Annotated in this window: 27 protein-coding genes and 1 pseudogene; 14 read left to right on the top strand and 14 right to left on the bottom strand. The window is 64.5% G+C overall.

Annotated elements, in window-relative coordinates; all coding sequences use genetic code 11:
- Positions 1-19: 19 nt before the first annotated feature.
- Positions 20-442 carry a hypothetical protein gene (locus tag WBF82_RS10655; protein WP_424383000.1) on the bottom strand — a complete coding sequence of 141 codons (423 nt, stop codon included), beginning with the start codon at positions 440-442 and terminating at the stop codon, positions 20-22.
- Positions 443-1,093: 651 nt separating this feature from the next.
- Here WBF82_RS10655 and WBF82_RS10650 point away from each other — a divergent pair.
- Genes WBF82_RS10650 through WBF82_RS10630 form a run of 5 tightly spaced genes read left to right on the top strand, consistent with a single transcriptional unit; the run spans position 1,094 to position 5,380 of the window.
- Complete coding sequence (locus WBF82_RS10650; protein ID WP_424382999.1) at positions 1,094-1,588, top strand: carboxymuconolactone decarboxylase family protein; 495 nt, start codon at positions 1,094-1,096, stop codon at positions 1,586-1,588.
- 21 nt (positions 1,589-1,609) lie between these two features.
- Complete coding sequence (locus tag WBF82_RS10645) at positions 1,610-2,962, top strand: glutamine synthetase family protein (protein WP_424382998.1); 1,353 nt, start codon at positions 1,610-1,612, stop codon at positions 2,960-2,962.
- A 53-nt stretch (positions 2,963-3,015) separates the two neighbouring features.
- Positions 3,016-4,098 carry an amidohydrolase family protein gene (locus tag WBF82_RS10640; RefSeq protein WP_424383004.1) on the top strand — a complete coding sequence of 361 codons (1,083 nt, stop codon included), beginning with the start codon at positions 3,016-3,018 and terminating at the stop codon, positions 4,096-4,098.
- A gap of 8 nt (positions 4,099-4,106) precedes the next feature.
- Entirely contained in the window at positions 4,107-4,940 is an 834-nt protein-coding gene (locus WBF82_RS10635; protein ID WP_424382997.1) for a 1-acyl-sn-glycerol-3-phosphate acyltransferase, read from the top strand.
- A complete protein-coding gene (locus WBF82_RS10630) occupies positions 4,940-5,380 on the top strand; it encodes an SRPBCC family protein (protein ID WP_424382996.1) in 441 nt (146 codons plus the stop codon). The genes WBF82_RS10635 and WBF82_RS10630 overlap by 1 nt, the downstream gene beginning before the upstream one ends.
- Before the next feature lie 2 nt (positions 5,381-5,382).
- Here the strand turns inward: WBF82_RS10630 and WBF82_RS10625 are convergent, their stop codons facing one another.
- Positions 5,383-5,952 (bottom strand): helix-turn-helix domain-containing protein, encoded by a 570-nt coding sequence (locus tag WBF82_RS10625; RefSeq protein WP_424382995.1) that lies wholly within the window; start codon positions 5,950-5,952, stop codon positions 5,383-5,385.
- Between the two features lie 53 nt (positions 5,953-6,005).
- Between WBF82_RS10625 and WBF82_RS10620 the strand changes: the two genes are divergently transcribed.
- Entirely contained in the window at positions 6,006-6,623 is a 618-nt protein-coding gene (locus WBF82_RS10620) for a class I SAM-dependent methyltransferase (RefSeq protein ID WP_424382994.1), read from the top strand.
- A gap of 455 nt (positions 6,624-7,078) precedes the next feature.
- Here WBF82_RS10620 and WBF82_RS10615 read toward each other — a convergent pair whose 3' ends face one another.
- Positions 7,079-7,522, bottom strand: a complete 444-nt coding sequence (locus WBF82_RS10615) for a nuclear transport factor 2 family protein (protein ID WP_424382993.1) — start codon at positions 7,520-7,522, stop codon at positions 7,079-7,081.
- Positions 7,523-7,727: 205 nt separating this feature from the next.
- Between WBF82_RS10615 and WBF82_RS10610 the strand changes: the two genes are divergently transcribed.
- Together WBF82_RS10610 and WBF82_RS10605 are read left to right on the top strand one after the other, a co-directional pair.
- Complete coding sequence (locus WBF82_RS10610; RefSeq protein WP_424383003.1) at positions 7,728-9,491, top strand: CocE/NonD family hydrolase; 1,764 nt, start codon at positions 7,728-7,730, stop codon at positions 9,489-9,491.
- 56 nt (positions 9,492-9,547) lie between these two features.
- Entirely contained in the window at positions 9,548-10,444 is an 897-nt protein-coding gene (locus tag WBF82_RS10605; RefSeq protein ID WP_424382992.1) for a dienelactone hydrolase family protein, read from the top strand.
- 10 nt (positions 10,445-10,454) lie between these two features.
- Here the strand turns inward: WBF82_RS10605 and WBF82_RS10600 are convergent, their stop codons facing one another.
- The 3 genes from WBF82_RS10600 to WBF82_RS10590 are packed head-to-tail and all read right to left on the bottom strand — an operon-like array spanning position 10,455 to position 12,812.
- Positions 10,455-11,771, bottom strand: a complete 1,317-nt coding sequence (locus tag WBF82_RS10600; RefSeq protein ID WP_424383002.1) for a cytochrome P450 — start codon at positions 11,769-11,771, stop codon at positions 10,455-10,457.
- A gap of 47 nt (positions 11,772-11,818) precedes the next feature.
- A complete protein-coding gene (locus tag WBF82_RS10595; RefSeq protein WP_424077296.1) occupies positions 11,819-12,322 on the bottom strand; it encodes a nuclear transport factor 2 family protein in 504 nt (167 codons plus the stop codon).
- Positions 12,323-12,356: 34 nt separating this feature from the next.
- On the bottom strand, positions 12,357-12,812 hold the full coding sequence (locus WBF82_RS10590) for an SRPBCC family protein (RefSeq protein WP_424382991.1): 456 nt from the start codon (positions 12,810-12,812) through the stop codon (positions 12,357-12,359).
- A 371-nt stretch (positions 12,813-13,183) separates the two neighbouring features.
- On the opposite strand from WBF82_RS10590, the gene WBF82_RS10585 reads away from it, so the two are divergent.
- Both WBF82_RS10585 and WBF82_RS10580 read left to right on the top strand, forming a co-directional pair.
- Positions 13,184-13,573, top strand: a complete 390-nt coding sequence (locus WBF82_RS10585; RefSeq protein WP_424383001.1) for a hypothetical protein — start codon at positions 13,184-13,186, stop codon at positions 13,571-13,573.
- Positions 13,566-13,970: a hypothetical protein gene (locus WBF82_RS10580; RefSeq protein WP_424382990.1), complete on the top strand. Its 405-nt coding sequence runs from the start codon at positions 13,566-13,568 to the stop codon at positions 13,968-13,970. Before WBF82_RS10585 ends, WBF82_RS10580 begins: the two co-directional genes overlap by 8 nt.
- A 34-nt stretch (positions 13,971-14,004) precedes the next feature.
- Here the strand turns inward: WBF82_RS10580 and WBF82_RS10575 are convergent, their stop codons facing one another.
- On the bottom strand, positions 14,005-14,988 hold the full coding sequence (locus WBF82_RS10575) for an esterase family protein (RefSeq protein WP_424382989.1): 984 nt from the start codon (positions 14,986-14,988) through the stop codon (positions 14,005-14,007).
- A gap of 339 nt (positions 14,989-15,327) precedes the next feature.
- Between WBF82_RS10575 and WBF82_RS10570 the strand changes: the two genes are divergently transcribed.
- Positions 15,328-16,548: a DUF7159 family protein gene (locus WBF82_RS10570; protein WP_424382988.1), complete on the top strand. Its 1,221-nt coding sequence runs from the start codon at positions 15,328-15,330 to the stop codon at positions 16,546-16,548.
- On the opposite strand, the pseudogene WBF82_RS10565 reads toward WBF82_RS10570, so the two are convergent.
- The 5 genes and pseudogenes from WBF82_RS10565 to WBF82_RS10545 all read right to left on the bottom strand — a co-directional run.
- A pseudogene (locus WBF82_RS10565) lies at positions 16,523-16,732 on the bottom strand (DUF4389 domain-containing protein); the annotation flags it as partial. The gene WBF82_RS10570 and the pseudogene WBF82_RS10565 overlap by 26 nt on opposite strands.
- Before the next feature lie 46 nt (positions 16,733-16,778).
- Positions 16,779-17,651 (bottom strand): LLM class F420-dependent oxidoreductase, encoded by an 873-nt coding sequence (locus WBF82_RS10560; protein WP_424382987.1) that lies wholly within the window; start codon positions 17,649-17,651, stop codon positions 16,779-16,781.
- A 2-nt stretch (positions 17,652-17,653) separates the two neighbouring features.
- Positions 17,654-18,199: a YceI family protein gene (locus WBF82_RS10555; protein ID WP_424382986.1), complete on the bottom strand. Its 546-nt coding sequence runs from the start codon at positions 18,197-18,199 to the stop codon at positions 17,654-17,656.
- 12 nt (positions 18,200-18,211) lie between these two features.
- Complete coding sequence (locus tag WBF82_RS10550) at positions 18,212-19,225, bottom strand: alcohol dehydrogenase catalytic domain-containing protein (protein WP_424382985.1); 1,014 nt, start codon at positions 19,223-19,225, stop codon at positions 18,212-18,214.
- A gap of 10 nt (positions 19,226-19,235) precedes the next feature.
- Complete coding sequence (locus tag WBF82_RS10545; protein ID WP_424382984.1) at positions 19,236-20,495, bottom strand: cytochrome P450; 1,260 nt, start codon at positions 20,493-20,495, stop codon at positions 19,236-19,238.
- Between the two features lie 186 nt (positions 20,496-20,681).
- On the opposite strand from WBF82_RS10545, the gene WBF82_RS10540 reads away from it, so the two are divergent.
- Genes WBF82_RS10540 through WBF82_RS10530 form a run of 3 tightly spaced genes read left to right on the top strand, consistent with a single transcriptional unit; the run spans position 20,682 to position 21,970 of the window.
- A complete protein-coding gene (locus WBF82_RS10540) occupies positions 20,682-21,275 on the top strand; it encodes a dihydrofolate reductase family protein (protein ID WP_424382983.1) in 594 nt (197 codons plus the stop codon).
- A gap of 20 nt (positions 21,276-21,295) precedes the next feature.
- Complete coding sequence (locus WBF82_RS10535) at positions 21,296-21,727, top strand: hypothetical protein (protein WP_424382982.1); 432 nt, start codon at positions 21,296-21,298, stop codon at positions 21,725-21,727.
- A 24-nt stretch (positions 21,728-21,751) separates the two neighbouring features.
- Positions 21,752-21,970, top strand: coding sequence for a hypothetical protein (locus tag WBF82_RS10530; RefSeq protein WP_424382981.1), 219 nt, complete (start codon positions 21,752-21,754; stop codon positions 21,968-21,970).
- Positions 21,971-21,992: 22 nt separating this feature from the next.
- Here WBF82_RS10530 and WBF82_RS10525 read toward each other — a convergent pair whose 3' ends face one another.
- Positions 21,993-23,123 carry a nitronate monooxygenase gene (locus WBF82_RS10525; protein ID WP_424382980.1) on the bottom strand — a complete coding sequence of 377 codons (1,131 nt, stop codon included), beginning with the start codon at positions 23,121-23,123 and terminating at the stop codon, positions 21,993-21,995.
- 97 nt (positions 23,124-23,220) lie between these two features.
- A partial coding sequence (locus WBF82_RS10520; protein WP_424382979.1) for a hypothetical protein occupies positions 23,221-23,616 on the bottom strand: 396 nt, incomplete at its 5' end.

Genomic DNA, 23,616 nt, shown 5'->3' with positions numbered 1-23,616 from the left:
AGGCACTACAGCGCCGAGATCACAGGAAGGGCGAACCCGCCAAGAGGTCAATGACCGGGTCGAGCAGGGACCCAAGGCCCAGAGGCGCCAACAGGTCAGCGTCAAGGCTGGAGGCCAGAAGCCCAAGCGCGTCATCCGGTACGCCCAAGACAAACGCGCTCGGGTCGAGTGCCGCGACCAAGTCGCTCAGCGGATCCGCATCAAACAGGTCGGCGGGCACGGTTGCGGCCCCGAAGGGTGTACCCACCAAGACGTCAATGACCGGGTCGAGGAGGGACCCAAGGCCCAGGGGCGCCAACAGGTCAGCGTCAAGGTTGGAGGCCAGAAGCCCAAGCGCGTCATCCGGCACGCCCAAAACGAACGCGCTCGGGTCGAGCGCACCGACCAAGTCGCTCAGCGGATCCGCATCGATGATGGCGCCGGCCACGGGTGCGGTACCCATGCTGATCAGGGCCGCGGCAAAGGCGGCGCCGACGGCCGTGCCGGAAGTTATAGCTATCCGACGCCTGCGTGGCGCGGGGGTACGATCGTTTCGACTCATGTGCGAGCCTCCAATCCGGGTATGTGTCGATATGGATGTGTATGGGGTTGCCGCCCCATTGCCGGCGTCTCGCACATGAGTTTTTAATGTCCAACCCCCGACGGGTCACCGACCGCCAGAGCATATATCAGAAGATGTCAGTTATGTCGATAAATTCTGAATGCGCCTTCAATTTTTATTAGCGACTGTTTAGCCTGCACTTAGGAAAATCTCGGGTGAGCTCTCTGCTCAATGTTGAATCGCGCTTACGCGGTTCGTGAGCAGAGGATCGCGGGACCACGTTGCCACGCAACAGTATTCGGGTGCAAACAACCTCCAGATCCGCAAATGACGATGCGATATACCGGCTCAGTTCGAGCTCGGCGAGCGCGCCTATTCCACACACATCTAATTCTCAATAGTATTTGACACATATCTAATTGTAAGGTTGCGAAGAGGGTAGCCATTTGTCTATGGACGACATCGAAATGGTCGATAACGCTACGGCTCGACGGGCGCCTCGAAGCGTTTCGGGGTTGCTGGATACCGCGGCCGTAGGCGTACCATCTCGCCATGAGCCGCATCGGAACATTCCCTGACGACGACGTCTATAGCTGGGCGACTAAATCCCCGGACCTCGGCGGCGCCATCGCCAATTTCAGCCACGTCGTCTACAACAAGAATCGGTTGCCGATGCGCACCCGCGAGCTGGCCCGAGCGGTGATCGCCCACGACAACGAATGCACCGTGTGCATGAACACCCGCGACGCCGACGGACCTGCCGCTGGCGTCGATGAGGAGCTCTATGAGCACGCCCTGGAATGGCGCACCTGGCCGGGGTACAACGAACAGGAGCGGCTGGCCGCTGAGTTCGCCCACCGATTCGGCACCGAGCACACGAAGCTGCGCGACGACGAAGACTTCTGGAGTCGCGCCAACGAGCACTTCTCCGAGGAGCTACTCGCCGACCTCGCAATGTCCTGTGCGCTGTGGGTCGGCATGGGGCGCATGCTGCGGACCCTGGACATCGGCCAGACCTGCAAGCTGACGCTGCCGAGTCGGGTCTGACCTACCGGGCCCGCCCGGCAGATGACCACCACACCGCTCGCCGCCGCGGCCATCGCCCAACTTGAGGCCGAAGGCGTTGACGCGGTTATCGGCACCGTGGTCAATCCGGCCGGGCTGACGCAGGCCAAGACCGTACCGAGACGCCGGACCAACGCATTCGCCGAGCCCGGCCTGGGCGCCAGCCGGGTCTGGCACGGTTTCGCGATCGACCAGACGGGCATCGCGTTCACCGAACACATCGGCGTCGTCGGTGACCAACGCGTCCGAATTGACCTGTCCGCCTTACGCATCCTCGGCGATGGGGTGGCCTGGGCGCCTGGTTCGTTCTTCGAGCAAGACGGCACGCCTGTGCTCGCGTGCAGCCGCGGAACGCTGGGCCGCGTCGAAGTGGCACTCGCAGAAGTCGGCATCGAGGCGATCGTCGGTCACGAGATCGAATTCCTGCTTGTCAATCCCGACGGCCGTCGGCTGCCTTCGACGATGTGGGCGCAGTACGGCCTGGCCGGTGTACTTGAACACGAGGCTTTCGTTCGCGACGTGACTGCAGCCGCCGCCGTGTCCGGTGTGGCAATTGAGCAGTTTCACCCCGAGTTCGGGGCCAACCAGTTCGAGATCTCCTTGACGCCGCAATCGCCAGTCGCCGCGGCCGATCAACTCATTTTGACCCGGATCATTATCGGCCGCGTTGCGCGCCGCTATGGGTTGCGTGTCAGCCTGTCGCCGGCGCCATTCGTCGGCGATGTCGGATGCGGTGCCCACCAACATTTTTCGCTGACGAGCTCGGCCGGCCCGTTGTTCTCCGATGGCGCGGGGACCCACGGCATGACCAGCAAAGGGGAGAACGCGGTGGCTGGGTTGCTGCGCGGGCTGCCGGAGGCTCAGGGCGTCTTGTGCGGGTCGATCGTGTCCGCATTGCGACTCCACCCCGGCAACTGGGCTGGGGCTTACGCCTGCTGGGGAACCGAAAACCGAGAAGCGGCGCTGCGCTTCATCGTTGGCGGCCCGGGTAACCCGTACGGGGGCAACGTCGAAGTCAAGGTGGTCGATCCGTCAGCCAACCCATATTTCGCCACGGCGGCAATCCTGGGCTTAGCGCTGGACGGAATCAAGGACAAGGCCCTACTGCCACCCGAGACCACGGTGGACCCGGCGGCACTGTCCGACTCGGAGCGTGGCCGCGCCGGCATCGTGCAGCTCTGCGACTCCCAAGCGCAAACTACTGCCGCACTGGATAATTCGAAGCGTTTGCGCGGAATCCTCGGTGACCCTGCCGTCGACGTTGTGGTCGCGGTTCGCCGCTTCGAACACGAGCGGTACGCCCATCTCAACCGTGAGCACCTGGCGGACAAGTTCCGTATGGCCTGGAGCGTGTGACGGTGGCGGCGCTGGCGGATCATATTGCCGCAGTGCCGCTGATCGACCAGCATATGCACGGTTGCTGGCTGACCACGGGGGACCGGCAGCGGTTTGAGAACGGCCTCAACGAGGCCAACACCGAACCGCTGGCCGAGTTCGATTCCGGATTTGACTCACAGCTCGGCTTCGCACTACGCAACCATTGTGCACCGCTGCTCGGCCTACCCAAACACGCTGGCGCCGACGAATATTGGCAGCGACGCAGCCAGCTTACCGAGATCGAGCTGGCCCAACTCTTTCTGCAAGCCGCCGGCGTTAGCGATTGGCTGGTGGACACCGGGTACGCCGACGGCGTCGCGGACGTCGGGCAAATCGCCGAGTGCTCCGGTGGCCGCGCTCACGAAGTAGTCCGCCTCGAGCAAGTGGCCGAGCAGGCCGCACACACCGCGGGTGACTACGCGTCGGCGTTCGAGGAAATCTTGCACCGGCGCACGGCGACGGCAGTGGGCACCAAATCCGTCCTCGCCTATCGTGGCGGATTCGAAGGCGATCTGACCGAGCCGTCGGTGGCCGAGGTCGCCGAGGCCGCCGCCCAGTGGCGCGATCGCGGCGGCATCCGGCTAGAGGATCGGGTTTTGCTGCGCTTCGGGTTGCATCAGGGTCTGCGGCTGGGTAAGCCGTTGCAATTTCACGTGGGCTTCGGCGATCGAGAATGCGATCTGCACAAGACCAATCCGCTGTATTTGCTGGACTTTTTGCGCTACTCCGGCGATACGCCGATCGTGCTGCTGCACTGTTACCCGTATGAGCGAGAGGCCGGCTACCTGGCCCAAGCCTTCAACAACGTCTATCTTGACGGCGGCCTGTCCATCAATCACCTCGGCGCTCGGGCGCCCGCATTTATCGCCCGCCTGCTGGAGCTGGCACCGTTCCGCAAAATTGTCTACTCGTCGGACGGATTCGGCCCGGTGGAGTTGCACTACCTCAGTACCATGCTGTGGCGCAATGGTATTCATCGCGTGCTGAGTGGATTCGTCACCGACGGTGACTGGAGCGCAGCCGATGCCGTGCGGGTGGTCGACCTGATTGCTCGCGACAACGCGACCCGCATCTATCAGCTGGAGGAGATTAGAAGCGCTGTTCGCCGGGTATAGGTCCTCCCATGGCCGGCCTGGCAGAAGCGCTGGAGTGGGTGCGCTCGCAAGTGGCGTCGCGGGTCCCCAAAGCCGACCTCGACCAACGGGACCCTGACTATATTCGCGACCAGCTGCCCGGGACTTGGCTGTTGGCATCGCTGTACTTCCGGGCCGACGTGGCCCACTTGGACCGGATTCCCGCCGAGGGGCCGGTGTTGCTCGTCGGCAACCACAGCGGCGGCAACGTGCCTCCCGATACCTTCGTGTTCACGCTGGCGTTCTGCTCCTACTTCGGCGTAGAGCGACCCTTCTACCAGCTGGCCCACAACCTCGTCGTCTCGGCGCCGCCGTTAGGCTGGCTGCGCAAGTTCGGCACCGTCGCCGCCAACCACGAAAACGCCCGGCTGGCGCTGGAATCCGGCGCCGCGTTGCTTGTCTATCCCGGCGGCGATTATGAAGTCTTCCGGCCCTCATGGGAACGCAACACGGTCGACTTCGGTGGCCGCATGGGATACGTGCGGTTGGCGCGCGAGGCCGGCGTCCCGATCGTGCCGGTGTCAAGCGTGGGCGGTCAAGAAACCGCGTTATTCCTCGACCGCGGCCAGTGGCTGGCCAAGCTGCTCTTCGCGGATAAACTTTTGCGGCTCAAGAGTATTCCGATATCCCTGGCGCTGCCGTGGGGCCTGAACATCAGCGACTTGGCCGGCCATATCCCGCTGCCTGCCAAAATCGCGATCGAGGTGCAAGAACCCATCGAAGTCGATGGGGATGACCAGGCCGTGCACGACAAGGTGATGGCCAGCCTGCAGGCCGGTGTCGACCGACTTGCGGCTCGACGTCGATTCCCGGTGCTCGGCTGATGCGAGTCGAACGGCGCTGCATCATCGACGCCGACCGCGATGCGGTCTGGAAAATCGTCAGCGATCCAGACTGCTATCCGTCGTTCATGACCAGCCTGGAGCGGTGGGAGAGCGCCAACGACCAGCCGGCCGGCGTCGGCGCCCGCTATACCGTGCATTGGAAGATCGGCTCGGTGCCGGTGGGCGGTTTGATCGAGGTGGTCGAGTTCGACGACCTGCGTGACCTGGCGTGGGTCGGCATCACCGGTATCAGCCTGCGGGGCCGAATCCGGTTGCGGGACGCGGGGGAGGGCCGGACCAAGGTGACATTCCGGCTGTCCTACCAAGCGCCAGGTGGCATTCTGGGATACATCGCCGACCGCGTCGCCGTGGGCCAGGTCGGCCGCACCACCGCCAATACCCTCAGGCGCCTCAAAGCGCTCGTCGAATCAACGGACTGAAATCAGCTGTGCAGGTGCAGCCGTTCACCTTGCGGCCCAAACATCATGATTGCCTCGACCGGAGCGTCGGCCACTCCGAACCAGTGCGGCGTCCATGTCGAGAACTCCACGGCTTCACCGGGATTGATGATGAAGTCGCGCTCACCAAGGATAAGGCGTAACCGGCCAGACAGCACATAGATCCACTCCTGACCCGCATGCACGGGTAGTTCGGCCGGCGGCCTGCGACGACGGGCACTGACCCGGATTTTGAACGTATGCAGCCCGCCGGCGGGTCCCTGCCGGGTCAGCGGCCAGTACGTCACACCGTGGCGGGTGTGCGAGTTCCCATGCACGCGCGGGTCTTCCGCTATCGGTTCGCGCACCAGCTCGTCGGTGCTGACCGAGAGTGCCGCCGCCAGCCGTGGCAGATGATCCAGCGCAAGCCGACGTTTCCCCGACTCCAAACGGCTCAATGTGGACACATCGATCCGGGCTTTGTGCGCGACGTCCTCGAGCGTCAGACCGCGCTGGGTGCGAACCTCTCGCAGTCGTCGCCGCACCAGCGTCTCGACGTTGTCTTTTGCCTCCATGGCAAGGAAGCTTGCCAGAACGCGCGCAGCACAGGCAAGGTGGCGTCATGGCAATGTCTGAGGCACAACAGGCTTGGGAAGAGCACTACGGCAAGCAACAGCGGGTGTGGAGTGGCCGGGTCAACCTCCGGCTGGCGGAGTTGGTCGAGCCAATATCGCCGGGCCGCGCGCTCGATCTGGGTTGCGGCGAGGGCGCCGACGCGATCTGGCTGGCCGAGCACGGCTGGCATGTGACGGCAGTGGACATCTCGCAAACCGCGCTGGACCGGGCGGCAATCGACGCCGGGGACCGCAATGTCGCGACCCGCATCGACTTTCAGCGGCACGATTTGACGGAAAGCTTTCCCTCTGGCGTGTTCGACTTGGTGTCGGCACAGTTTCTGCATTCAACGGTCCCGATGGACCGCGCGCGACTGCTGCGACGCGCTGCCGAAGCCGTCGCCGTCGACGGCAACCTGATAGTTGTAGACCATGGGGCAGCACCGCCGTGGGCGTCAGAACATCAGCGTCATCACGAGTTCGCTACCGCAGACGAGGTGGTGTCATCGTTGAATCTCGACGAGCCTGGGTGGGACCAGGTTCGGGTCGCCCCGGTCGAGCGCGACGCGCTTGGCCCGGAAGGACAGCAAACGGTGCTGATTGACAACGTAATAGTGCTGCGGCGGCGTTAGCCGGGGCGGAGCACCGGTGACATTAATGCGCCGTGGTTGACGGCGTTGACGGCATTGTGCTGATCGAGCCACTGAATTCCGGAATTTCGATTGTTTAGTCCGGTAATTCGGATTAACCGGCCAGTTGGATGGGTATACCCAAACGACCGGATTACCCCCGGGATTTGTACCGCTTCTCGGCGGGAACGAGGCGATGAAGACACACAGACTCGACCCGGAACGTGTCGGCGCCATTACCGAGGGCGCCATCTGGGACAGGCGACGCGGGGACAGGCGGCGCGGAGAACACGAAACCTCGGTGGAGGTGCTGCGAACTGTCTGCGGCCGAATCGGACGTCGCGTGCTCGTGCGCGGGTTGAAGACGGGTCGGCAGTGGGTGGTGAACCCCGAAACCCTGCTGTATTCCTATGATCCGCGGACTACGAGGCGTCGGACGCGGAAAGACGTGAGCTGAATCAGACAATCCCCGTCGCGTCGAAGATCCACGAGGTGTCAGCCGTCGCGAGATCCTCTAACCAGGTCGGCGGGGCCTGGGCGGTCATGCTGCCCATGTCCCAATAGTCTTTCCACAGCGTGACTTTGCCGTCTTCGACGCGGTGCACCGAAACAAATTTCAGCACAGCGGTCTCGCCGCTCGACCACCGCCAGGTCTCGGAGTGCTCGTACATCACGTCGGAGCCCGTGCTCACCAGCACCCCGTCGTGGTTCTCATAGCCCGCGAGTGGCTCGAGCCCGACCTTGAGTCGCTTCACGATGTCGTCGGGACCCCGCGCCGCCGCCGTCGGCCCGACCGGCATGTCCACATAAATGCAGTCCGCCGACAGGAACGTCTTGATACTGTCCCAGTCCCGTCGCGATAGCGCCCGCCACAGTCCGAGTACGGTGTCGTCAACCGGCATGGGATGTCATAGAACCGGGCTGCCGAACATGTTGTCAACAAATGCGCGCAGGAGGTGGGGGATGGCCAAGACGTCAGCGCTGCGATCCCGACGCAGAGCCGCGAGCACGCGCGTCCGCAGAAACAGTCCGTCGCCGTTCACGTCGTCCTGGACACCCAGGCCAGCGCAGTTCGGGGTCGGTGTGCACCACAACGTCGGGGTGCCGATGAGCGACGGCGTCGTGTTGCGTGCCGACATCCATTACCCGACGGTGCCCGAGACCGGCCAGCCCGCCGACGGGCCGTTTCCCGTGTTGCTGTGCCTGACGCCCTACGGCAAAAAAGCCCCGCCGCCGGCCGCCCAGATCGGTGGCGGCGCCACCCCGTATTTGATCAAGCGCGGCTACATCGAGGCGATGGTCGATGTCCGGGGCAGCGGCGTGTCCGGCGGTTCGTTCGAGATGTTCGGGGAGCGGCAGACCCAGGACGGGATTGAGCTCGTCGATTGGGCGTCGAAGCTGCTCAATGCCAACGGCCGCGTCGGCATGTTCGGCACGTCCTACCTGGCGATCAACCAGCTCTTCACCGCCGCCGCCGCCGGGCCGGATTCGCCGTTGAAGGCGATTTTCCCGGTGATGGCCGCCCGCGACTTCTATCGTGACGCTGCGGCGATGGGCGGGGCACCGCACCTGCGCACGGTGCGCGCTTACGGGTCGGTTTATCGTCTGCTCAACGTCGTCAACCCGGCGCTGGAGGTGATCAACCTCGGCAAGCATCCGCGGCCACGGGCCGGCGGATTCGCCGGAGTGCGCCAGCGTGGACGGGATCAACGGCACTATTTTCGGCCGTTGATCGCCGACGCCGTCGCCGGCGGTGACACGGCCTTCGACGGGCCATTCTGGGATGCGATGCGGCCGGGCATGGTGCTGCCGCGAATCGTCGCCAACGATGTGGCGGTCTTTCTGGTCGGCGGCTGGCACGACGCCTTCCAGCGCGGCGCGCCGCTGAACTATGCCGCGTTGCAGAACGCCTTCGCCGGGCGGCCAGACGAGTCGCCGATGCAACCCGGCCAGCCGGTCTCGGAGCGGCTGCGGTTACTGATGGGTCCCTGGTATCACGTGTCCGACTTCGGCGGGCTGCACATCAACGCGCTGCAGCTGCGCTGGTTCGACCATTGGCTGAAAGACGAAGCGGCAGCCGCGATCTCCGGATCGCCGTTCACGTTCCAGGCGATCGGAAGCCCCCGGTGGTTTCACGCTCGCGAATACCCGCTGGCCGAGGCGACGCCGACCCGCTTCTACTTGTCCCAGTCTGGCCAGCTGACCGCCGACTGCGCGACGGAAACATCAACGGCCACAATCAAATACGTGGGGCGTGGTCCGCTGGCGGGCCGAAGCATCGAGCAGTGGACCCTGGGAATGACCAGTTTCATCCGCGCCCAGCGCGGCGGCCAAACCCGCTACGACCAGGACAACCGTCGACTGCAGCGCGGCGCGCTCACCTACACAGGAGAACCATTCGCCACCCCCACGTTGGTCGCCGGACCGATCACGCTGACCGTGCATGCGACCGCCACCACCAGCGAAGCGTTGTGGGTTGCTCACCTCGACGACGTCGCTCCCGACGGTGCGAGCCGGCCGTTGACGCAGGGAGCGCTGCTCGGGTCGCACCGCGCGTTGGATCCGGATCGCACCTGGTACCTGCCTGACGGCAGCGTCCTACGGCCGCACCACTTCAGCACCCGGTCGGCGGTCAAGCCCGTGGTTCCCGGCGAGCTGACCCGCTACGACGTCGAGATCTTCCCGACCGCTGCGATGTTCGAGCCGGGCCACCGGCTGCGTCTGACCGTGACCACCTACGACTTTCCGCATCTGGTTCCGACCAAGCCCGCGCGCAACGCCCTGACCGGCGGCAGTTACCAGCTCCATCAGGGCGGCCCGACCCCGTCGCATCTGCTGATCCCGGTGGCTGACCCGGACAGCTTCAGCTGAGCGGCACCGCCGCGACATCCACGCAATAGAGCGGCTTTTGGCGCATACTCCCCAGGGTGACCTCGCTACAGCAATACATCGCCGAAGAGATTGCCACCGATCACGTCGACGGTCTGCTGACGAGGCGTGACGCCTTACGACGGCTGGCGCTGGTCGGTCTGGGCAGCGGGGCCGCGGCCGCACTGATCGCCGCGTGCAGCAGCAAGCAACCGCTGCCCCCGAGCGGGTCATCCGGCGCGGCGGGAACCCAGCCGCCGGGAATGGACCGGGTGCTGCCGACCGAGCCGATCTCCTGGGCCGGTCCGAATGGCGAGCTCCAAGGCGCATGGGCGCAAGCCCACAATGCTCGTCGCGGTGTGTTGGTCATCCACGAGAACAAGGGGCTCAACGATTGGGTGCGGTCGGTGGCCGGACGTTTCGCCGGCGCCGGGTACTGCGCCCTGGCCGTCGATCTGCTGTCCGAGGAAGGCGGCACCGGACACTTCTCGGACCCGGCGCAGGCCACCGCGGAGCTGAGTGCCGTCAAGCCCGACCGCTTTATCGCCGACCTGAATTCGAGTATCGCCGAACTGCAGTCGCGAGTCCCGGGCCGCAAAATCGCAGTGGTGGGGTTCTGCTTCGGCGGCGGATTGGTGTGGCAACTACTGGCCGCCGGCGCACCGGATTTGTCTGCCGCAGTCCCGTTCTACGGGCCGCTGCCCGATAATCCGGACTTCGCGCCGTCCAAAGATGCCGCCGTGCTTGCGTTCTACGGCGCTCTCGACACCCGGGTCACCAGCTCAGAGACGGCGGCCAAAGCCGCGCTCGATCGTGCCGGGCTGGTCAACGACATCGTCATCGAACCCAACGCCGACCACGCCTTCTTCAACGACACCGGACCGCGCTACAGCGCCGCCGCCGCGCACGACTCCTGGGGGCGGGTGCTGGACTGGTTCGGCCGTTACCTGGCGTAGAGCGTTTACCTCAACGGGCGGCCATCGACCGCGCCGGGCCCAGTGCTACCGGCAGCGTCGACCAACCATGCAGAACTCGGGTGTCGCGGCGGCTGCCCACGCCGGCCGCACGCACCTCGGGGAAGCGGTCGAAGAATGCTCGCAACCCGACCTCGCCTTCGGCTCGGGCCAGGGCCGCGCCCAGGCAGAAATGCCGGCCACCCGAGAACGCCAGATGTCTCCCGGCGTTTTCGCGTTCGATGTCGAACCGGTTGGGGTCGGCGAACACGGCCGGGTCACGGTTGGCTGCGGCAACGTAGACGACGACCAGTTCGCCTTGTTTGACCGACACGCCCGCTATCTCGGTGTCGCTGAGCGCAAACCGTGCGGTCAGCTGAACCGGGGACTCCAACCGCAAAATCTCCTCGACGGCGTTAGGCCACAGCTGGGGACGCTGACGGAGTGTGTGCAGATGCTCAGGGTTGTCCAGCAGCATGCGAATCCCGTTGCCCAACAGATTTACCGTCGTCTCGAAACCAGCCGCTAACACCAGACCGGCGACCGCGTGAAGTTCGGACTCGTCTAGATACGTTTCCGCCGAACCACTTTCGGCTTTCTGGATCAGCTGGCTCATCAGGTCGTCGCCGGGGTTTCGGCGCAACTGTTGCAGATGCCCAGTCAGCCAGAAGTTAAATCCCGCTATCCCGCGTTGCACACGTCGGTATTGCGGCCATGTGAGGCCGAAATCCAAACTGGGCGCTGCTAACTCGCCGAACTCGAGGATGCGCTGTCGATCAGTGTCTGGCACCCCCAGGATGTCGCTGATGATCGACACCGGAAGCTGCGCGCAGTACCGGTCGACGATGTCGACGACACCCGGTTCACGGGACAGCTGGTCGAGCAGCGTCGCCGCGGTCTGCTCCACGCCGTCTCGTAGCGCCGCGACGGCCCTAGAGGTGAACACCGACGACACCGTTTTGCGGTAGCGGGTGTGGTCGGGTGGCTCCACCGCCAGCAACGAGGGCGGACGCAGCGGATGAAGCAGATCGTCGCGAGTGCGAGTCTCCAGCCACCGCAGCGGCGCCGGCAGATTCGCGCCGATCGACAGTACCCGGAAGTTGTCCGACCTCAACAGTTCATGGCCGATCGCATGGTCGGTGGTGATGTAGCCGATGCGTGATTGCACCACGGGGCCGCGGGCCCGCACCGCCTCGTAGAACGACACCGGATCGGCTTTGATGGTCGGGTCGGCGATCAACCGAGCCTGCAGGTCACCCCGTCTGGCGCCCAACGATGCGACGCCGCGCACAAAGCCGTGCAACGCCAGCCAGTGCACCCGCTGCTTCAACGCGATATCCACGATTGCAAGCCTACGGCGAAGGAAAAAGCCAGCCGCTAAGCCAGTTCCCAATTCATGTTCTTTGCGAAGGCAATCGCGTCGTCGCTGATTGTGCCGAGCGCCTGACACCGCTGGATGTAGTCGCGGACCATCGGCAAGAAGTTCATCGGGTTGTAGGCGTCTTCCTCATAGCTCCACAGGTTGTCGCCTGCGTACTTCATCACCGACAGGTTGGCCGCCTGGTGAATGCTGCCGTCTCCGGGATCACGCATCCGATTGAGAAACTCGCAAAACACCCATCCGCGGTCGGTGTCGATCGAGTACCAGGACGTCGGATAGAACGGCATCTCGCTGCCCGGAAACACATTCATCGTCGACACGATCCAATCGCGAATCTGTTCGCGCCCATGGAAGGTGCCGTATGTGTGCTCGACATAGGTTGCGTCCTCGGTGAACGCATCGGCAAACCGCGACCAGTCCCAGCTGGACCCTATTCCGACCACGACTTCTTGATGATGCTTGAAGGCTGATTCGATCTCGGCGCGCGACCACTGTCCCATGGCAACCTCATTCAGCTCGATGAAGACGTGGATTTCACGCCTCGGCAACATCCTTGATGCGGTGCAGCGTCTTGGTCATGTCACGAATGTTGCGTCGCTGACGCAGAAAACCCCCAAACATCCAGTAATACAGGGTGGTCAGGGGAGAGGCGCTCATCCGAAATGATTCGGTGACGTCGGTGCCGTCAGGATTCGACACCAGGCGGTAATGCCAGTTGTTCACCGGCCTGTCCCCGACGAGCACTTCGAAGCCGAATTCCCGGCCCGGATCGCACGCTGTGACCCGGCACGTCGTCCAGTACACCGGCCCGATTTCGTTTCGCTTGACGTGGCCGCGGAATCGCGCCCCGACCGCGGGCCCCGTCGCTCCGTCAAGCCATTGCGCCTCGAATGTTTCGGGGGAGAACCGCCCGATGTTGCGGACATCTGCGATCAGGTCCCAGATCTTGTCCGCAGGTGCCGCCATATGAACCGTCGCCTTGCCCTGCATGGGCCGATCCAAGCACGCCCGGCCCCCGGGTGACTAGTCCTCGTCACCGTCCGGCACGTCGTGCACGGTGACGTCAATCAATTTCTGGTCGGTCATGCCATTTACTCTTCTCGCGACCCGACATCTGCAAAAGATATGGCCGTAAAGAGGCTTCGCGAGTGCTACCCGCCCTTGCGGCGGTCGAACCCTTGTACAGACGGGTGGATCCGCGCTAGCGTTTCGACGACTTCAACCGCGAATCAGACGGAGTGATCACCATCGACGCACAGATCAGTGATGCCTTCCAGAGCTCAAAGCGATCCAAGGGCGACAGCGCGCCCGATGACGGCGAGGCGCCTGTCATTGTCAGTTTGGTCGAAGCGGCGATGCAGATGTTCACCGCTGCGATTGACGCCTTGCCCGCCACCAGCGATCCGGAATTCTCCGGACGCGCAGCGGTCATCCTGTCCGGCCTGCGAAAGCTACAGACCGCACTCAGCAAAGCTGCATCGCGCGGCAGGGCTACGCCGTCAGTCATCGTGTCGCTCAGCGGAGTCCGAACGCGGTACGACGATCTGATGGCCATGGCCGCCGAGGCGCCCGGTGCGACGTTGGGTCAGCAGCTGTACGTCGTACGTCGGCGCGCCAGATTGTCGGCGCAGGAGACCGCCAATGGCGCGGGGCTTACGGCCGATCTCCTCGACGCCATCGAGGCCGAGGAAATACCGACCGATGACGAAGCGGCCCGTATCAAGGAGCTCCTCGCTGCCTTAGGTGGCTGACGCGTCGCCTCGCGCATTGGTCGCCGCCGCGTTGACGGCCGGGCTGGTATTGGGCGGAGCGTTTTTGGTGCTGGGCCGGCTGAATTCATCAGCCGCCGGCGCTCTGGAGCACCCGGTCCGCACCGCGACCGACGAACAATCCAAGACCGAGGTCGTCGACCAAGCGCGGTTCATCGTCACCGTAGCCGCGCTGCAGAACGCAACGGCGGGCTATCTGCTGATGTCCTGTAAAGACCGCGACGATCCGCCCTATCAGGAAGCGGTCTACATGAACTTCGCATTTCCAGCCGACGCCCGCGCCGACGAGTATTTGCGAAACATCGCGGCGGCCATGGTTGCTCGTGGGTGGATCGAGCGGCTGCCTCCGAACCGGGCCCACCAAGAAAACTGCGCTTGACGGTAATCCGTCAAGCGCAGTTTGCTTGCGAGGGTTAGCCGCCCGCGTGAGCGCCGAGGGCGCCCTGCAGGTCACCCTTCATCGCGTTCAGCTGCGCGCCCCAGTACTCCCAGCTGTGCGTGCCGTAGGCCGGGAAGTTGAACACGGCGTTGTGGCCGCCGGCGGCGTTGTAAGCGTCTTGGAATTTCTTATTGACGCCGATCATGAAGTTGCTCTCGAGGAACGTCGCCGGCAAGTTGGCACCGCCCAGTTCGTTCGGAGTCCCGTTGCCGCAGTACACCCAGAGCCGGGTGTTATTGGCGACGAGTTGGCCGACGTTGACCAAGGGGTCGTTGCGCACCCATGCCGGGTCGCTGTCTGGCCCCCACATGTCTTCTTTCTTGTAGCCGCCGGCATCGCCCATCGCCAGGCCGATCCAGCCCTGCCCGGTGGACGGGCTGAGGTAGCCGGACAGCGAACCGGCGTAGATGAACTGACCAGGGTGGTAGATCGCCAGGTTCATTGCCGATGCACCCGCCATGGAGATACCGACCGAGGCGCTGCCGTTCGGCTTGACGCTCTTCTGCGAGGACAGGTAGCCCGGCAGCTCGCTGGTCAGGAAGGTCTCCCACTTGTAGGTCGAGCAGCCGGCCTTACCGCACGCCGGGTTGTACCAATCGGTGTAGAAGCTGGACTGTCCACCGACCGGCATCACGATCGACAGACCTGACTGGTAGTACCACTCGAAGGCGGGGGTGTTGATGTCCCAGCCGTTGTAGTCGTCCTGGGCACGCAGGCCGTCCAGCAGGTATACCGCTGGAGAGTTGGCGCCGCCGCTCTGGAACTGAACCTTGATGCTGCGGCCCATCGCGGCCGAAGGTACCTGGAGGTACTCGACCGGAAGACCGGGCCGGGAGAACGCCCCCGCCGTCGCTGTTCCGCCGAGAAGGCCGACGAGGCCTGGCAGTACAGCGACCGCAAAAGCGGCGACCATAAGTCGCCGCACCCAGCCATGCATCACTTTGTTCCCGTATGTCATCCCTGCCCCTTGTCGTAGGCCATCGCGCTAATGGCAAAACTTACAGTGCGGTAGTCCATATGTCGATTAGGACGCAAAGATGTCTCGAATTGATGTCGGCCGCCACCACCTGCGCAGAGCCGCTGATCAGCGGGTCAGGCAGCTGGTTGTGGCAACTTTTTGATGCCAGGCGCTGTTGACGCCCGTTCAACTGTTGTCACGATCAACGCGTAGGCTCACCCGGGGTAGACCGACGAGACCACGTTGTCCCGGCCCTTCCGCTGCGTACGAACCAGACCGCATCGACGGCTCCGTGCTGGCGGCGGCACATGGGCGTTGGGGCACGATTGAGGTGCAAATTTGGACACGGTACTTGGGCTGTCGCTGACATCCACGTCGGTCGGCTGGGTCTTGGTGGAAGGCCGCGACGCCGACGGCACCATCCTCGATCACGACGATTTCCACGTGGGTAGCGGCAGCGGGCTGCGCGCGGTCAACACCTCGGCGCAGACGGCTTCGGCCGTGCTGGATGCCCAAGCGACCGCGCTCAGCCATCACCGCCGCCTGCACGTTGTCGGCGTCTCCTGGAGCGACGACGCGGCTGCCGAGGCTGCGTTGCTGCTGGAGTCGCTGACCCACGCCGGCATCGACAATGTTGTCCCGATTCGGCTGCACCAGGCATGCGACATGTTGGCCCGGGCGATCGCGCCCGTCGTCGGCTATGAGAAGGCCGCTGTGTGCGTCTTGGACGGCGATTCGACGATCGTGGTCATGGTCGATACGTGTGACGACGAGCCACAGACCGCCATCAAACAGCTGACCGGCGGCCCCGGCCGCTTGGTCGGATGGCTGACCACCCTGTTCGACCGGAGCTCGTGGCGGCCGGGTGGCATCGTGATCGTCGGTCCCGATGAGGAGCTGGAACCGCTGTCGTGGCGGCTGGAGAAAGCAGTACCTGTGCCGGTCATTACCCAGACCGGCACACAGCTGGCGCTGGCGCGTGGGGCTGCCCTCGCGGCGGCCGAGAGCACGGGATTCACCGACACCGAGCTGGTCGTCACGGCCGCCGAGGATCGGGGGGAGCGGCCGAGCTCGCGGCAAAACTCCTACGCCGGGGCGTTGACAATGCTCGTCGCGGGTGCGGTCACCTTTGTCGCATCGCTATCGCTTGCCCTGGGCCCGCGGCTGGTTCCCGAGCGAGCTGCAGCCCCGGCCCATCATGTGGTCCATAAGGCGGCCACTCCTCGCGTCGCCCGAGTGCCGGCTCCGCAGCCGGCGGCCGTCGAGAGGCCCGCGGAACGACCGGCGCCGCCGGCACCGGTCGCGAAACCGGCCGAGCCCCCCGCCGCTGCCCAGCCGCAGACGGTGGCTGCCGATCAGCCGACGGCCGAAATTCCCGCCGCCGCACCGGTTCCGCCGCCACCACCGCCGGAGCCGATCGCTCCTCCGCCTCCGCCACCGAATCCACATCCATTGCTAACCAAGCTGCTTGAGCGCTTGCACGGTCAGCCGAACCCGGCACCGGACCAGCCGGCGCCGGGGCAAGCCCCGCCGCCTAATCCGGGTGCGCCCCCGCCGTAGGCGGCGGCGAGCCGGCTTCCCGCCCACCGGTGTCCAGACGTAGCGGTGGGTATTCGTCGCGCAGCAGCGAGCTGTAGGCGCGCACCCGGATTCCCCATCGGTTGATGCCAATTATGGAGTCGTACAACCCCTTTGGGTAGCGGCCGGTGAATAGTAAGGCCACGAGAGCGACGATCAGGTGGATTCGGGTTGCATGATCTCCCAACTTCTTAGATCGTCCTCGTGCCACGCTAACCCGAGAAAGCTGTGGCGGTTTCGGCGGCGGCGCTCAGCGCGGCAAGATGGTCGTCGACCGACGCCAGCCCGGCCTTCATTGTGTTGATCGAGACATGCGATGCGCCAGCATCTGCCCAGACCCGAAGACCTTCGGCGAGGTCGTCGGCGTTGCCGTTCCAGGAAACTCGACCCTCCATCGCGATCTGGGCGGGGTCTCGGCCGGCCTCCATTGCGGCTTGCGCTACCTCTTGCCGCGCCTGGTCGAGTTTCGGGCCGGGGCCCACCATGGGAAACCAGCCGTCGCCTAGGCGACCGGCGCGCCGGCATGCACGCGGCGAGGCCGCCCCGAACCACACCGGGATCGGCCGCTGTATCGGCAGCGGCGCTAGTCCAGCTCCGGTCACCCTGTGATACGTGCCGTGGTAGGTGATGCTCTGTTCGGTCCACAACTTGCGCATCAGGTCCACCTGCTCTTCGCTGCGCTTGCCGCGGTTCGAGAAGTCTTGGCCCAGTGCCTCGTATTCGACTGCGTTCCAGCCAAGTCCGACGCCCAGGCGTAACCGGCCGCCGCTGAGCAGGTCCACCTCGGCCGCCTGCTTGGCGACCAGGACGGCTTGTCGCTGCGGCAAAATCACGATGCCGGTCACCAATTCCAGCGACGTAGTCACCGCGGCGAGATAGCCGAATGTCACCAGCGGTTCATGAAAGGTGTCGTGCAGGTCATAAAAGCCGTCCCAGCCGACATGCACCTTCGGGTCGGCACCGACAACATGGTCGTAGGCGAGAAGATGGGCAAACCCAAGCCCTTCGGCGTGCTCGGCGTAAGCCCGCACCGCGCCCGCGTCGGCGCCAATTTCGGTCTGCGGGAACACCACTCCGATCCGCATCCTTACCCCTTCTCATGCTTCGCGGTGAACAAGATGGTGACGTCGTCGGCGACTTTCAACGAGCCCATCATCAACGAGTATGGTTTGACTCCGAAGTCGGATTGGCGAACGACGGCCTCGGTGGACAGTCGCCAAGCATCACCGAGATCCTCAGTGCGCACGTCGATTACGCGCGCGCGTGTCTTTCCGCGGATCTGCAGCGGCCCGGCCAGACAGTAACCGGCCTGGCTGCGCTCGATGCTGTCGGCCTCAAAGCGGATCTGTGGAAAGCGTCGTGCCCCCAACTGTCGTAATGCGTTGGACCGCACCAGGATCTTTTCCGGCCCGGACAGCGGCGTCAGACCACCTTCGCCTTGGACGACATCAAGCGAATCCACGTCGACCGTAAGCTGCGCCGCGACGGGCACGCCATCCGACCATTGCACCGTGGCCTGCCAGCGGCGCATCGCGAGGGTGAGCCGGTGACCCATCTTCGACGCCCGGCCGGCGACACCGGTGCAAACCAATAGCTCACCGTCCAATGCCCGAAGAGTCCACGTGTCGGTCACGGACCGACTGTGTCACATCGTCAAGACGGTGCGGTAGTGCGCTCGCCCCCGCTCTAAAGTCGCATAGCCTTCAGCGGCCTGCGATAGCGGTAGCTCCTCGATCCACGCCCGAACACCGGACAGAACCGCGAAATGCATAGTGTCTTCGACGTCTTTCGCGGTGCCCGAGGGATGGCCGACGATGCTGACCCCTGGGGTGATGAGCTGAATGGGACTGATCGGCAACGGTTCAGGCGTGACACCGATGGTGACGAGCTCACCCTGGGGCGATATCCCGCCGACGGTTGCGGCCATGGCGGGCGAGTTGCCCGCGGTCGCCAACACGACCGCTGCGCCGCCCAGCGCCTTGAGCGCTTCGGCGGGATCGCCGGCGGTGGAGTCGATGTAATGGTGGGCGCCCAACTTCCGGGCGTCCTCCTCTTTGCCGCTGCCGCGGGCGATTGCGATGGTCTCAAACCCCATCGCCCGGGCGAACTGCACCCCGAGGTGGCCGAGCCCGCCGACACCGAGGATGGCGACTCGGTCGCCGGCCACCGCCTTCGTGTGACGCAAGGCGTTGTAGGTGGTAACGCCGGCGCAGCCCATCGGCGCGGCTTCCGAGTCGGAAAGCCCGGCCGGTATCCGGGCCAGCGCACTCCCCGGTACCGTCACCGACTCCGCATATCCGCCCGGATACTGGTAACTCGGTATCTTCCCGTTCTCGCAATGAATGAACTGGCCTTTTCGGCACTGATCGCAGTGGTAGCAGCAGCCGCCGAACCACCCGACCGCGACGCGATCGCCGACCGCGAAACCCTCAACGCCCGCACCGAGTTCAGCAATCGTTCCGGCGATTTCGTGCCCGGGAGTCAACGGCCACGTCATGCCAGGAAAGCCACCTGCGACAAAGTGTGCATCGGTGCCACAGATCCCACATGCGGTGACCGTCAGCCGCGCCTCATCGCGGCCCGGGGGCTTGGTTTCGACATCGACCAGTTCTAACGCTGCCCCAGCCGACTCCACGTGCACAGCTCGATGCGTAGCCATGCGGTTGATGCTAGTGCGCGACAGGGGATTTCGCCCCACTGGTGTGGTAGTCGACCTGCCAATGTTTGATGCCGTTGAGCCAACCCGAACGTAGCCGCTCGGGTTTGCCGATCGATTCCAGATCAGGAATAGCGTCGGCGATCGCATTGAACATCAGGTCGATCGTCATCCGCGCCAGGTTGGCCCCGACGCAATAGTGCGCACCGGTGCCGCCAAATCCCACGTGTGGGTTGGGATCACGCAGGATGTTGAAGGTGAACGGGTCGTCGAACACTTCCTCGTCGAAATTGGCAGAGCGGTAGACCATCACCACCCGCTGACCCTTCTTGATCTGCACGCCGGACAGCTCGTAGTCCTGCAGGGCGGTCCGCTGGAACGACGTGACCGGGGTGGCCCACCGCACGATCTCGTCGGCGGCGGTCGCCGGACGTTCCTTCTTGAACAACTCCCACTGATCGGGGAAGTCGGTGAAGGCCATCATGCCCTGGGTGATGGAATTGCGGGTGGTCTCGTTGCCGGCGACGGCCAGCAGGATGACAAAAAAGCCGAACTCATCGTCGGACAGCTTGTGGCCGTCGATGTCGGCCTCGATCAGCTTCGTCACCAGGTCTTCGCCCGGGTTCTGTGCCCGGTCGGCGGCCATCTGCATGCCGTACATGATCAGCTCGACCGACGCGGTGATGGCGTCGTTGCTCGCGAATTCGGGGTCTTGGTCGCCAACCATTTCGTTGGACCAGTGAAAGAGTTTCTTGCGGTCTTCCTGCGGCACGCCCATCAGCCCGGCGATGGCCTGCAACGGCAGCTCGCAGGAGATCTGTTCGACGAAGTCGCCGGAACCCTCGGCCGCCGCGATGTCGACAATGCGCCGCGCGCGCTCGGCGAGGTCGTCGCGCAGCCGCTCAATGGCCCGGGGAGTGAAGGCCCGCGAAATGATCTTGCGCAGCCGGGTGTGCTGGGGCGCATCCATGTTGAGCAGAACGAACTTGCCGCGTTCGACCTGCTCGCCCACCGTGCCGTCCTTGTACCGCGGCAGCGCGGTCTTCTCCAGGCTGGAAAAGATATCGCTGCGCAGCGAAATCTCTTTAACGTCTTTGTGCTTCGACACCACCCAGAATCCGCCGTCGTCGAAGCCGCCGGCGCCGAGGGGCTGTTCGTTCCACCAGATCGGTGCGGCTCGACGCATCTCGGCCAGTTCCTCGACCGGGAGGCGCTCGGCGTAGATGTCAGGATCAGTGAAATCGAATCCGGGCGGGATGTTCGGAGTCGGCATAGGGGGACACTCCTAGATGACGTGTTCTGGCTCAGTAAAGCATCGAGACCGCCGAGATGGAACGGGTTCCCGGCGGATTGCCGGCACAAGATTGAAACGTGTTCTCGCCACCGGCTCCGATGAGTTTCGGCTAGCTCGAAGGTCTTGATCTAGTGCCAGGCAGAGCAACCAGTGAAGGGATCGATCATGCGCATCGTTGTCAGCGACTTCATCAGCCTCGACGGTGTGGTGCAGGCGCCCGGCGGCCCAGAGGAGGACACCGACGGCGGATTCCGCCATGGCGGATGGTCGATGCCGTACTTCGACCCAGACACCATGGGACCGGCGATCGGCGAAATCATGGCCGCGACCGAGGCCCTGCTGTTCGGCCGACGTACCTGGCAGGCCATGGCCGCAGCCTGGCCGACCCGAGCGGGTGATCCGTTCGCCGACCGGATGAATGAGATACCCAAATACGTGGTGTCGCGGACGCTGACGCAACAGGATCTCACCTGGTCCGGGTCGACCCTGCTGCCCGCTGAAGACGCGATCGGCGCGGTGCGCGAGCTGCGCGCGCGGGACGGCAAAGCACTCCAGGTGATGGGCAGCGCATCGTTGGCTGGGCAGCTGATAGCGCATGGACTTGTCGACGAGTACCGCCTGATGATCGAGCCCGTCCTGCTCGGCGGCGGCAAGCGGTTGTTCCCCGACGATGGCTCGGCCCGTGCGCTCGAGCTGGTCTCTGCGACGCCGACCGCTACCGGCGTCCTGATCTGCACTTACCGGCCTAGCAACCGCTGACTGAGGCTATGCTTGCCGGCATGATTCGTGAACTGTTCATCGCCGCTGCGATCACGGGCACAGCTGTCGGCCTGGCGCCGGCCGCCGTCGCCGACCCGCATTACGACGGCGACGTGCCGGGAATGAACTACGACGCGTCGCTGGGCGCGCCATGCGACAACTACGAGCGGTTCATCTTCGGGCGCGGCCCGAACGGTCAGGCCGAGGCATGTCACTTCATCATCAACCAGTTCCCGGCCGCGCAATCGGGGTTCTGGGTGATCACCTACCCTCTCTATGGCGTTCAGCAGATCGGCGCCAAGTGCGACAACCCACGAGGTGCGTCGGCCCAGACGCCCGACGGGCTTCCAATGCTCTGCACCGAACACGGTTGGCAGGTCGGACAACTGACCGGCGGTGGATTCCCGAGGCCCGGCGGAGGCTTCCCGTCGGATACCGGCCAGACCGGCTAACCACAACACAAACAGGAGACTCCGATGGGCTTCAACCCCAAGGATGCGATCGACGCTGCCAGAGACATCGTGGCGAACGCCGTTGAGCGGTCGTCGGACATCGTCGAAGACGCCGGCCACATCATCAAAGGGGACATCTCCGGCGGCGCCGGAGACATCGTCCACAACTCAATCGACATCGCCACCTACGCCGTCGACCGCGCCAAAGAGGTCTTCACCGGCAAGCCCGCCGACGACGAATAAACCTGGCGCGCAAGGCTGTTCGTCAGACTGAGGCAGCCTCGTTGAGCTCGTCCAACCGGTTCGTCGCTTCGAGGTATTCCTGCACCCAGCGTTCGATGACCGTCGACGTCTTCTCCACCTTGGTGAACTGGCCGACGACCTGACCGACCGGGTTGAACGCGACATCGACGCTCTCGTTCGGGTACCGGTTCGTAGCCCGAACCGCCATGCCAGAAACCATGTACTGCAACGGCATACCGAGCGGCTTCGGGTTGTCCGGCGCCTCCCACGCTTCGGTCCAGTCGTTGCGCAACATGCGGGCCGGCTTACCGGTGAACGACCGGCTGCGGACGGTGTCACGGCTACCCGCCTTGACGTACGCCTCTTGCTGCACCGGGGTGTTCGAAGATTCCTCGACCATCAACCATTGCGATCCGGTCCACGCGCCTTGCGCGCCCAACGCCAGTGCCGCCGCAATCTGCTCACCGCTGCCGATGCCGCCGGCCGCCAGCACCGGTACCGGGGCGACCTCCTTGACGACCTGCGGCCACAGCACGATTGAGCCGACCTCGCCGCAGTGCCCGCCGGCCTCGCCGCCCTGCGCGATGATGATGTCGACGCCGGCGTCGGCGTGCTTGCGTGCCTGCGAGGGGGAGCCGCACAGCGCGGCCACCTTGAGCCCGGCATCGTGAATGTGCTTGATCATGTCGGCCGGCGGGGTGCCGAGCGCATTGGCAATCATCTTCACCTTCGGGTGCTTGAGCGCCACCTCGACCTGGGGCGTGGCCGTCGCCTCGGTCCAACCAAGGAGCTGCAGGCTGTCGCCGTCGCTGTCCTCGATCGGCACACCGTGATCGGCAAGAATCTTCTTCCCGAAGTCGAGGTGCTCCTGCGGCACCATTTTGCGCAGCGTGTCGGCCAGCTCCTCCGCCGACAGGTGCGAGTCCATGCCCTCGTACTTGTTCGGGATCACGATGTCGACGCCGTACGGGTGGTCACCAATGTTGTCGTCGATCCACTTCAGTTCGATCTCCAGCTGCTCAGGGGTGAAGCCGACCGCACCCAGCACGCCGAAACCGCCGGCCTTGCTCACCGCGACGACGACATCGCGGCAGTGTGTGAACGCGAAGATCGGGAACTCGATGCCGAGCTCATCGCAGATGGGAGTGTGCATGACTGATTCCTTACTAGTCTGCTTGCTGGCGGCGTTCGCTAACTGAAACGTGTTCTAGTTTAGTACGAAATTGTCGTGCTGTGACCACCCGGGTGCCTCAGAGCATCTCGTTATGGGCTACCCACAGCACCAGGAAAGCCAGCACGCAGCCCGCGCACACCAGATGATCGCGCCAGATCGACCTTGCCAGCGCGGTTTGTTCGGCGGGGCCGTCCGAACGACTGCCGAGGCGGGCCGCGCTGGGAACCGTATGCGCGAGTGCCAGGAGTACCGGGCCCGCTGCCAGCAGTGCCGACACCACCAGCAACCAGGCCGGGTCGTGACCTCGGGCCGCGCGGAACCCCAACGCTGCCAGCAACAGCGCCATGACGACAACGATGAGCCGGCTCATCGGGCGGGATTCGATGACCGCGCGCCGGTAGTAGCCCGCGATGGAAGCCAGCGCGCGTTCGGGGAGGTCACCGCCGGGATCGCGGTCCGCGAGGACCTGCGT

Origin of the sequence: Mycobacterium sp. (assembly GCF_049673265.1) — a bacterium.
In the GTDB taxonomy this organism is placed as follows: domain Bacteria; phylum Actinomycetota; class Actinomycetes; order Mycobacteriales; family Mycobacteriaceae; genus Mycobacterium.
This window is presented reverse-complemented; position numbering and strand designations above follow the sequence as displayed.

What these genes read in the sequence shown, in the direction of transcription:
- WBF82_RS10625 (WP_424382995.1), bottom strand. Translation starts at nt 5,952, where the DNA reads ATGGAGGCAAAAGACAACGTCGAGACGCTGGTGCGGCGACGACTGCGA.
- WBF82_RS10540 (WP_424382983.1), top strand. Translation starts at nt 20,682, where the DNA reads ATGCGCATCGTTGTCAGCGACTTCATCAGCCTCGACGGTGTGGTGCAG.
- WBF82_RS10635 (WP_424382997.1), top strand. Translation starts at nt 4,107, where the DNA reads ATGGCCGGCCTGGCAGAAGCGCTGGAGTGGGTGCGCTCGCAAGTGGCG.
- WBF82_RS10630 (WP_424382996.1), top strand. Translation starts at nt 4,940, where the DNA reads ATGCGAGTCGAACGGCGCTGCATCATCGACGCCGACCGCGATGCGGTC.
- WBF82_RS10595 (WP_424077296.1), bottom strand. Translation starts at nt 12,322, where the DNA reads ATGGGACAGTGGTCGCGCGCCGAGATCGAATCAGCCTTCAAGCATCAT.
- WBF82_RS10640 (WP_424383004.1), top strand. Translation starts at nt 3,016, where the DNA reads ATGCACGGTTGCTGGCTGACCACGGGGGACCGGCAGCGGTTTGAGAAC.
- WBF82_RS10620 (WP_424382994.1), top strand. Translation starts at nt 6,006, where the DNA reads ATGTCTGAGGCACAACAGGCTTGGGAAGAGCACTACGGCAAGCAACAG.
- WBF82_RS10645 (WP_424382998.1), top strand. Translation starts at nt 1,610, where the DNA reads ATGACCACCACACCGCTCGCCGCCGCGGCCATCGCCCAACTTGAGGCC.
- WBF82_RS10535 (WP_424382982.1), top strand. Translation starts at nt 21,296, where the DNA reads ATGATTCGTGAACTGTTCATCGCCGCTGCGATCACGGGCACAGCTGTC.
- WBF82_RS10585 (WP_424383001.1), top strand. Translation starts at nt 13,184, where the DNA reads ATGTTCACCGCTGCGATTGACGCCTTGCCCGCCACCAGCGATCCGGAA.
- WBF82_RS10590 (WP_424382991.1), bottom strand. Translation starts at nt 12,812, where the DNA reads ATGCAGGGCAAGGCGACGGTTCATATGGCGGCACCTGCGGACAAGATC.
- WBF82_RS10575 (WP_424382989.1), bottom strand. Translation starts at nt 14,988, where the DNA reads ATGACATACGGGAACAAAGTGATGCATGGCTGGGTGCGGCGACTTATG.
- WBF82_RS10610 (WP_424383003.1), top strand. Translation starts at nt 7,728, where the DNA reads ATGAGCGACGGCGTCGTGTTGCGTGCCGACATCCATTACCCGACGGTG.
- WBF82_RS10550 (WP_424382985.1), bottom strand. Translation starts at nt 19,225, where the DNA reads ATGGCTACGCATCGAGCTGTGCACGTGGAGTCGGCTGGGGCAGCGTTA.
- WBF82_RS10560 (WP_424382987.1), bottom strand. Translation starts at nt 17,651, where the DNA reads ATGCGGATCGGAGTGGTGTTCCCGCAGACCGAAATTGGCGCCGACGCG.
- WBF82_RS10655 (WP_424383000.1), bottom strand. Translation starts at nt 442, where the DNA reads ATGGGTACCGCACCCGTGGCCGGCGCCATCATCGATGCGGATCCGCTG.
- WBF82_RS10650 (WP_424382999.1), top strand. Translation starts at nt 1,094, where the DNA reads ATGAGCCGCATCGGAACATTCCCTGACGACGACGTCTATAGCTGGGCG.
- WBF82_RS10525 (WP_424382980.1), bottom strand. Translation starts at nt 23,123, where the DNA reads ATGCACACTCCCATCTGCGATGAGCTCGGCATCGAGTTCCCGATCTTC.
- WBF82_RS10530 (WP_424382981.1), top strand. Translation starts at nt 21,752, where the DNA reads ATGGGCTTCAACCCCAAGGATGCGATCGACGCTGCCAGAGACATCGTG.
- WBF82_RS10545 (WP_424382984.1), bottom strand. Translation starts at nt 20,495, where the DNA reads ATGCCGACTCCGAACATCCCGCCCGGATTCGATTTCACTGATCCTGAC.
- WBF82_RS10615 (WP_424382993.1), bottom strand. Translation starts at nt 7,522, where the DNA reads ATGCCGGTTGACGACACCGTACTCGGACTGTGGCGGGCGCTATCGCGA.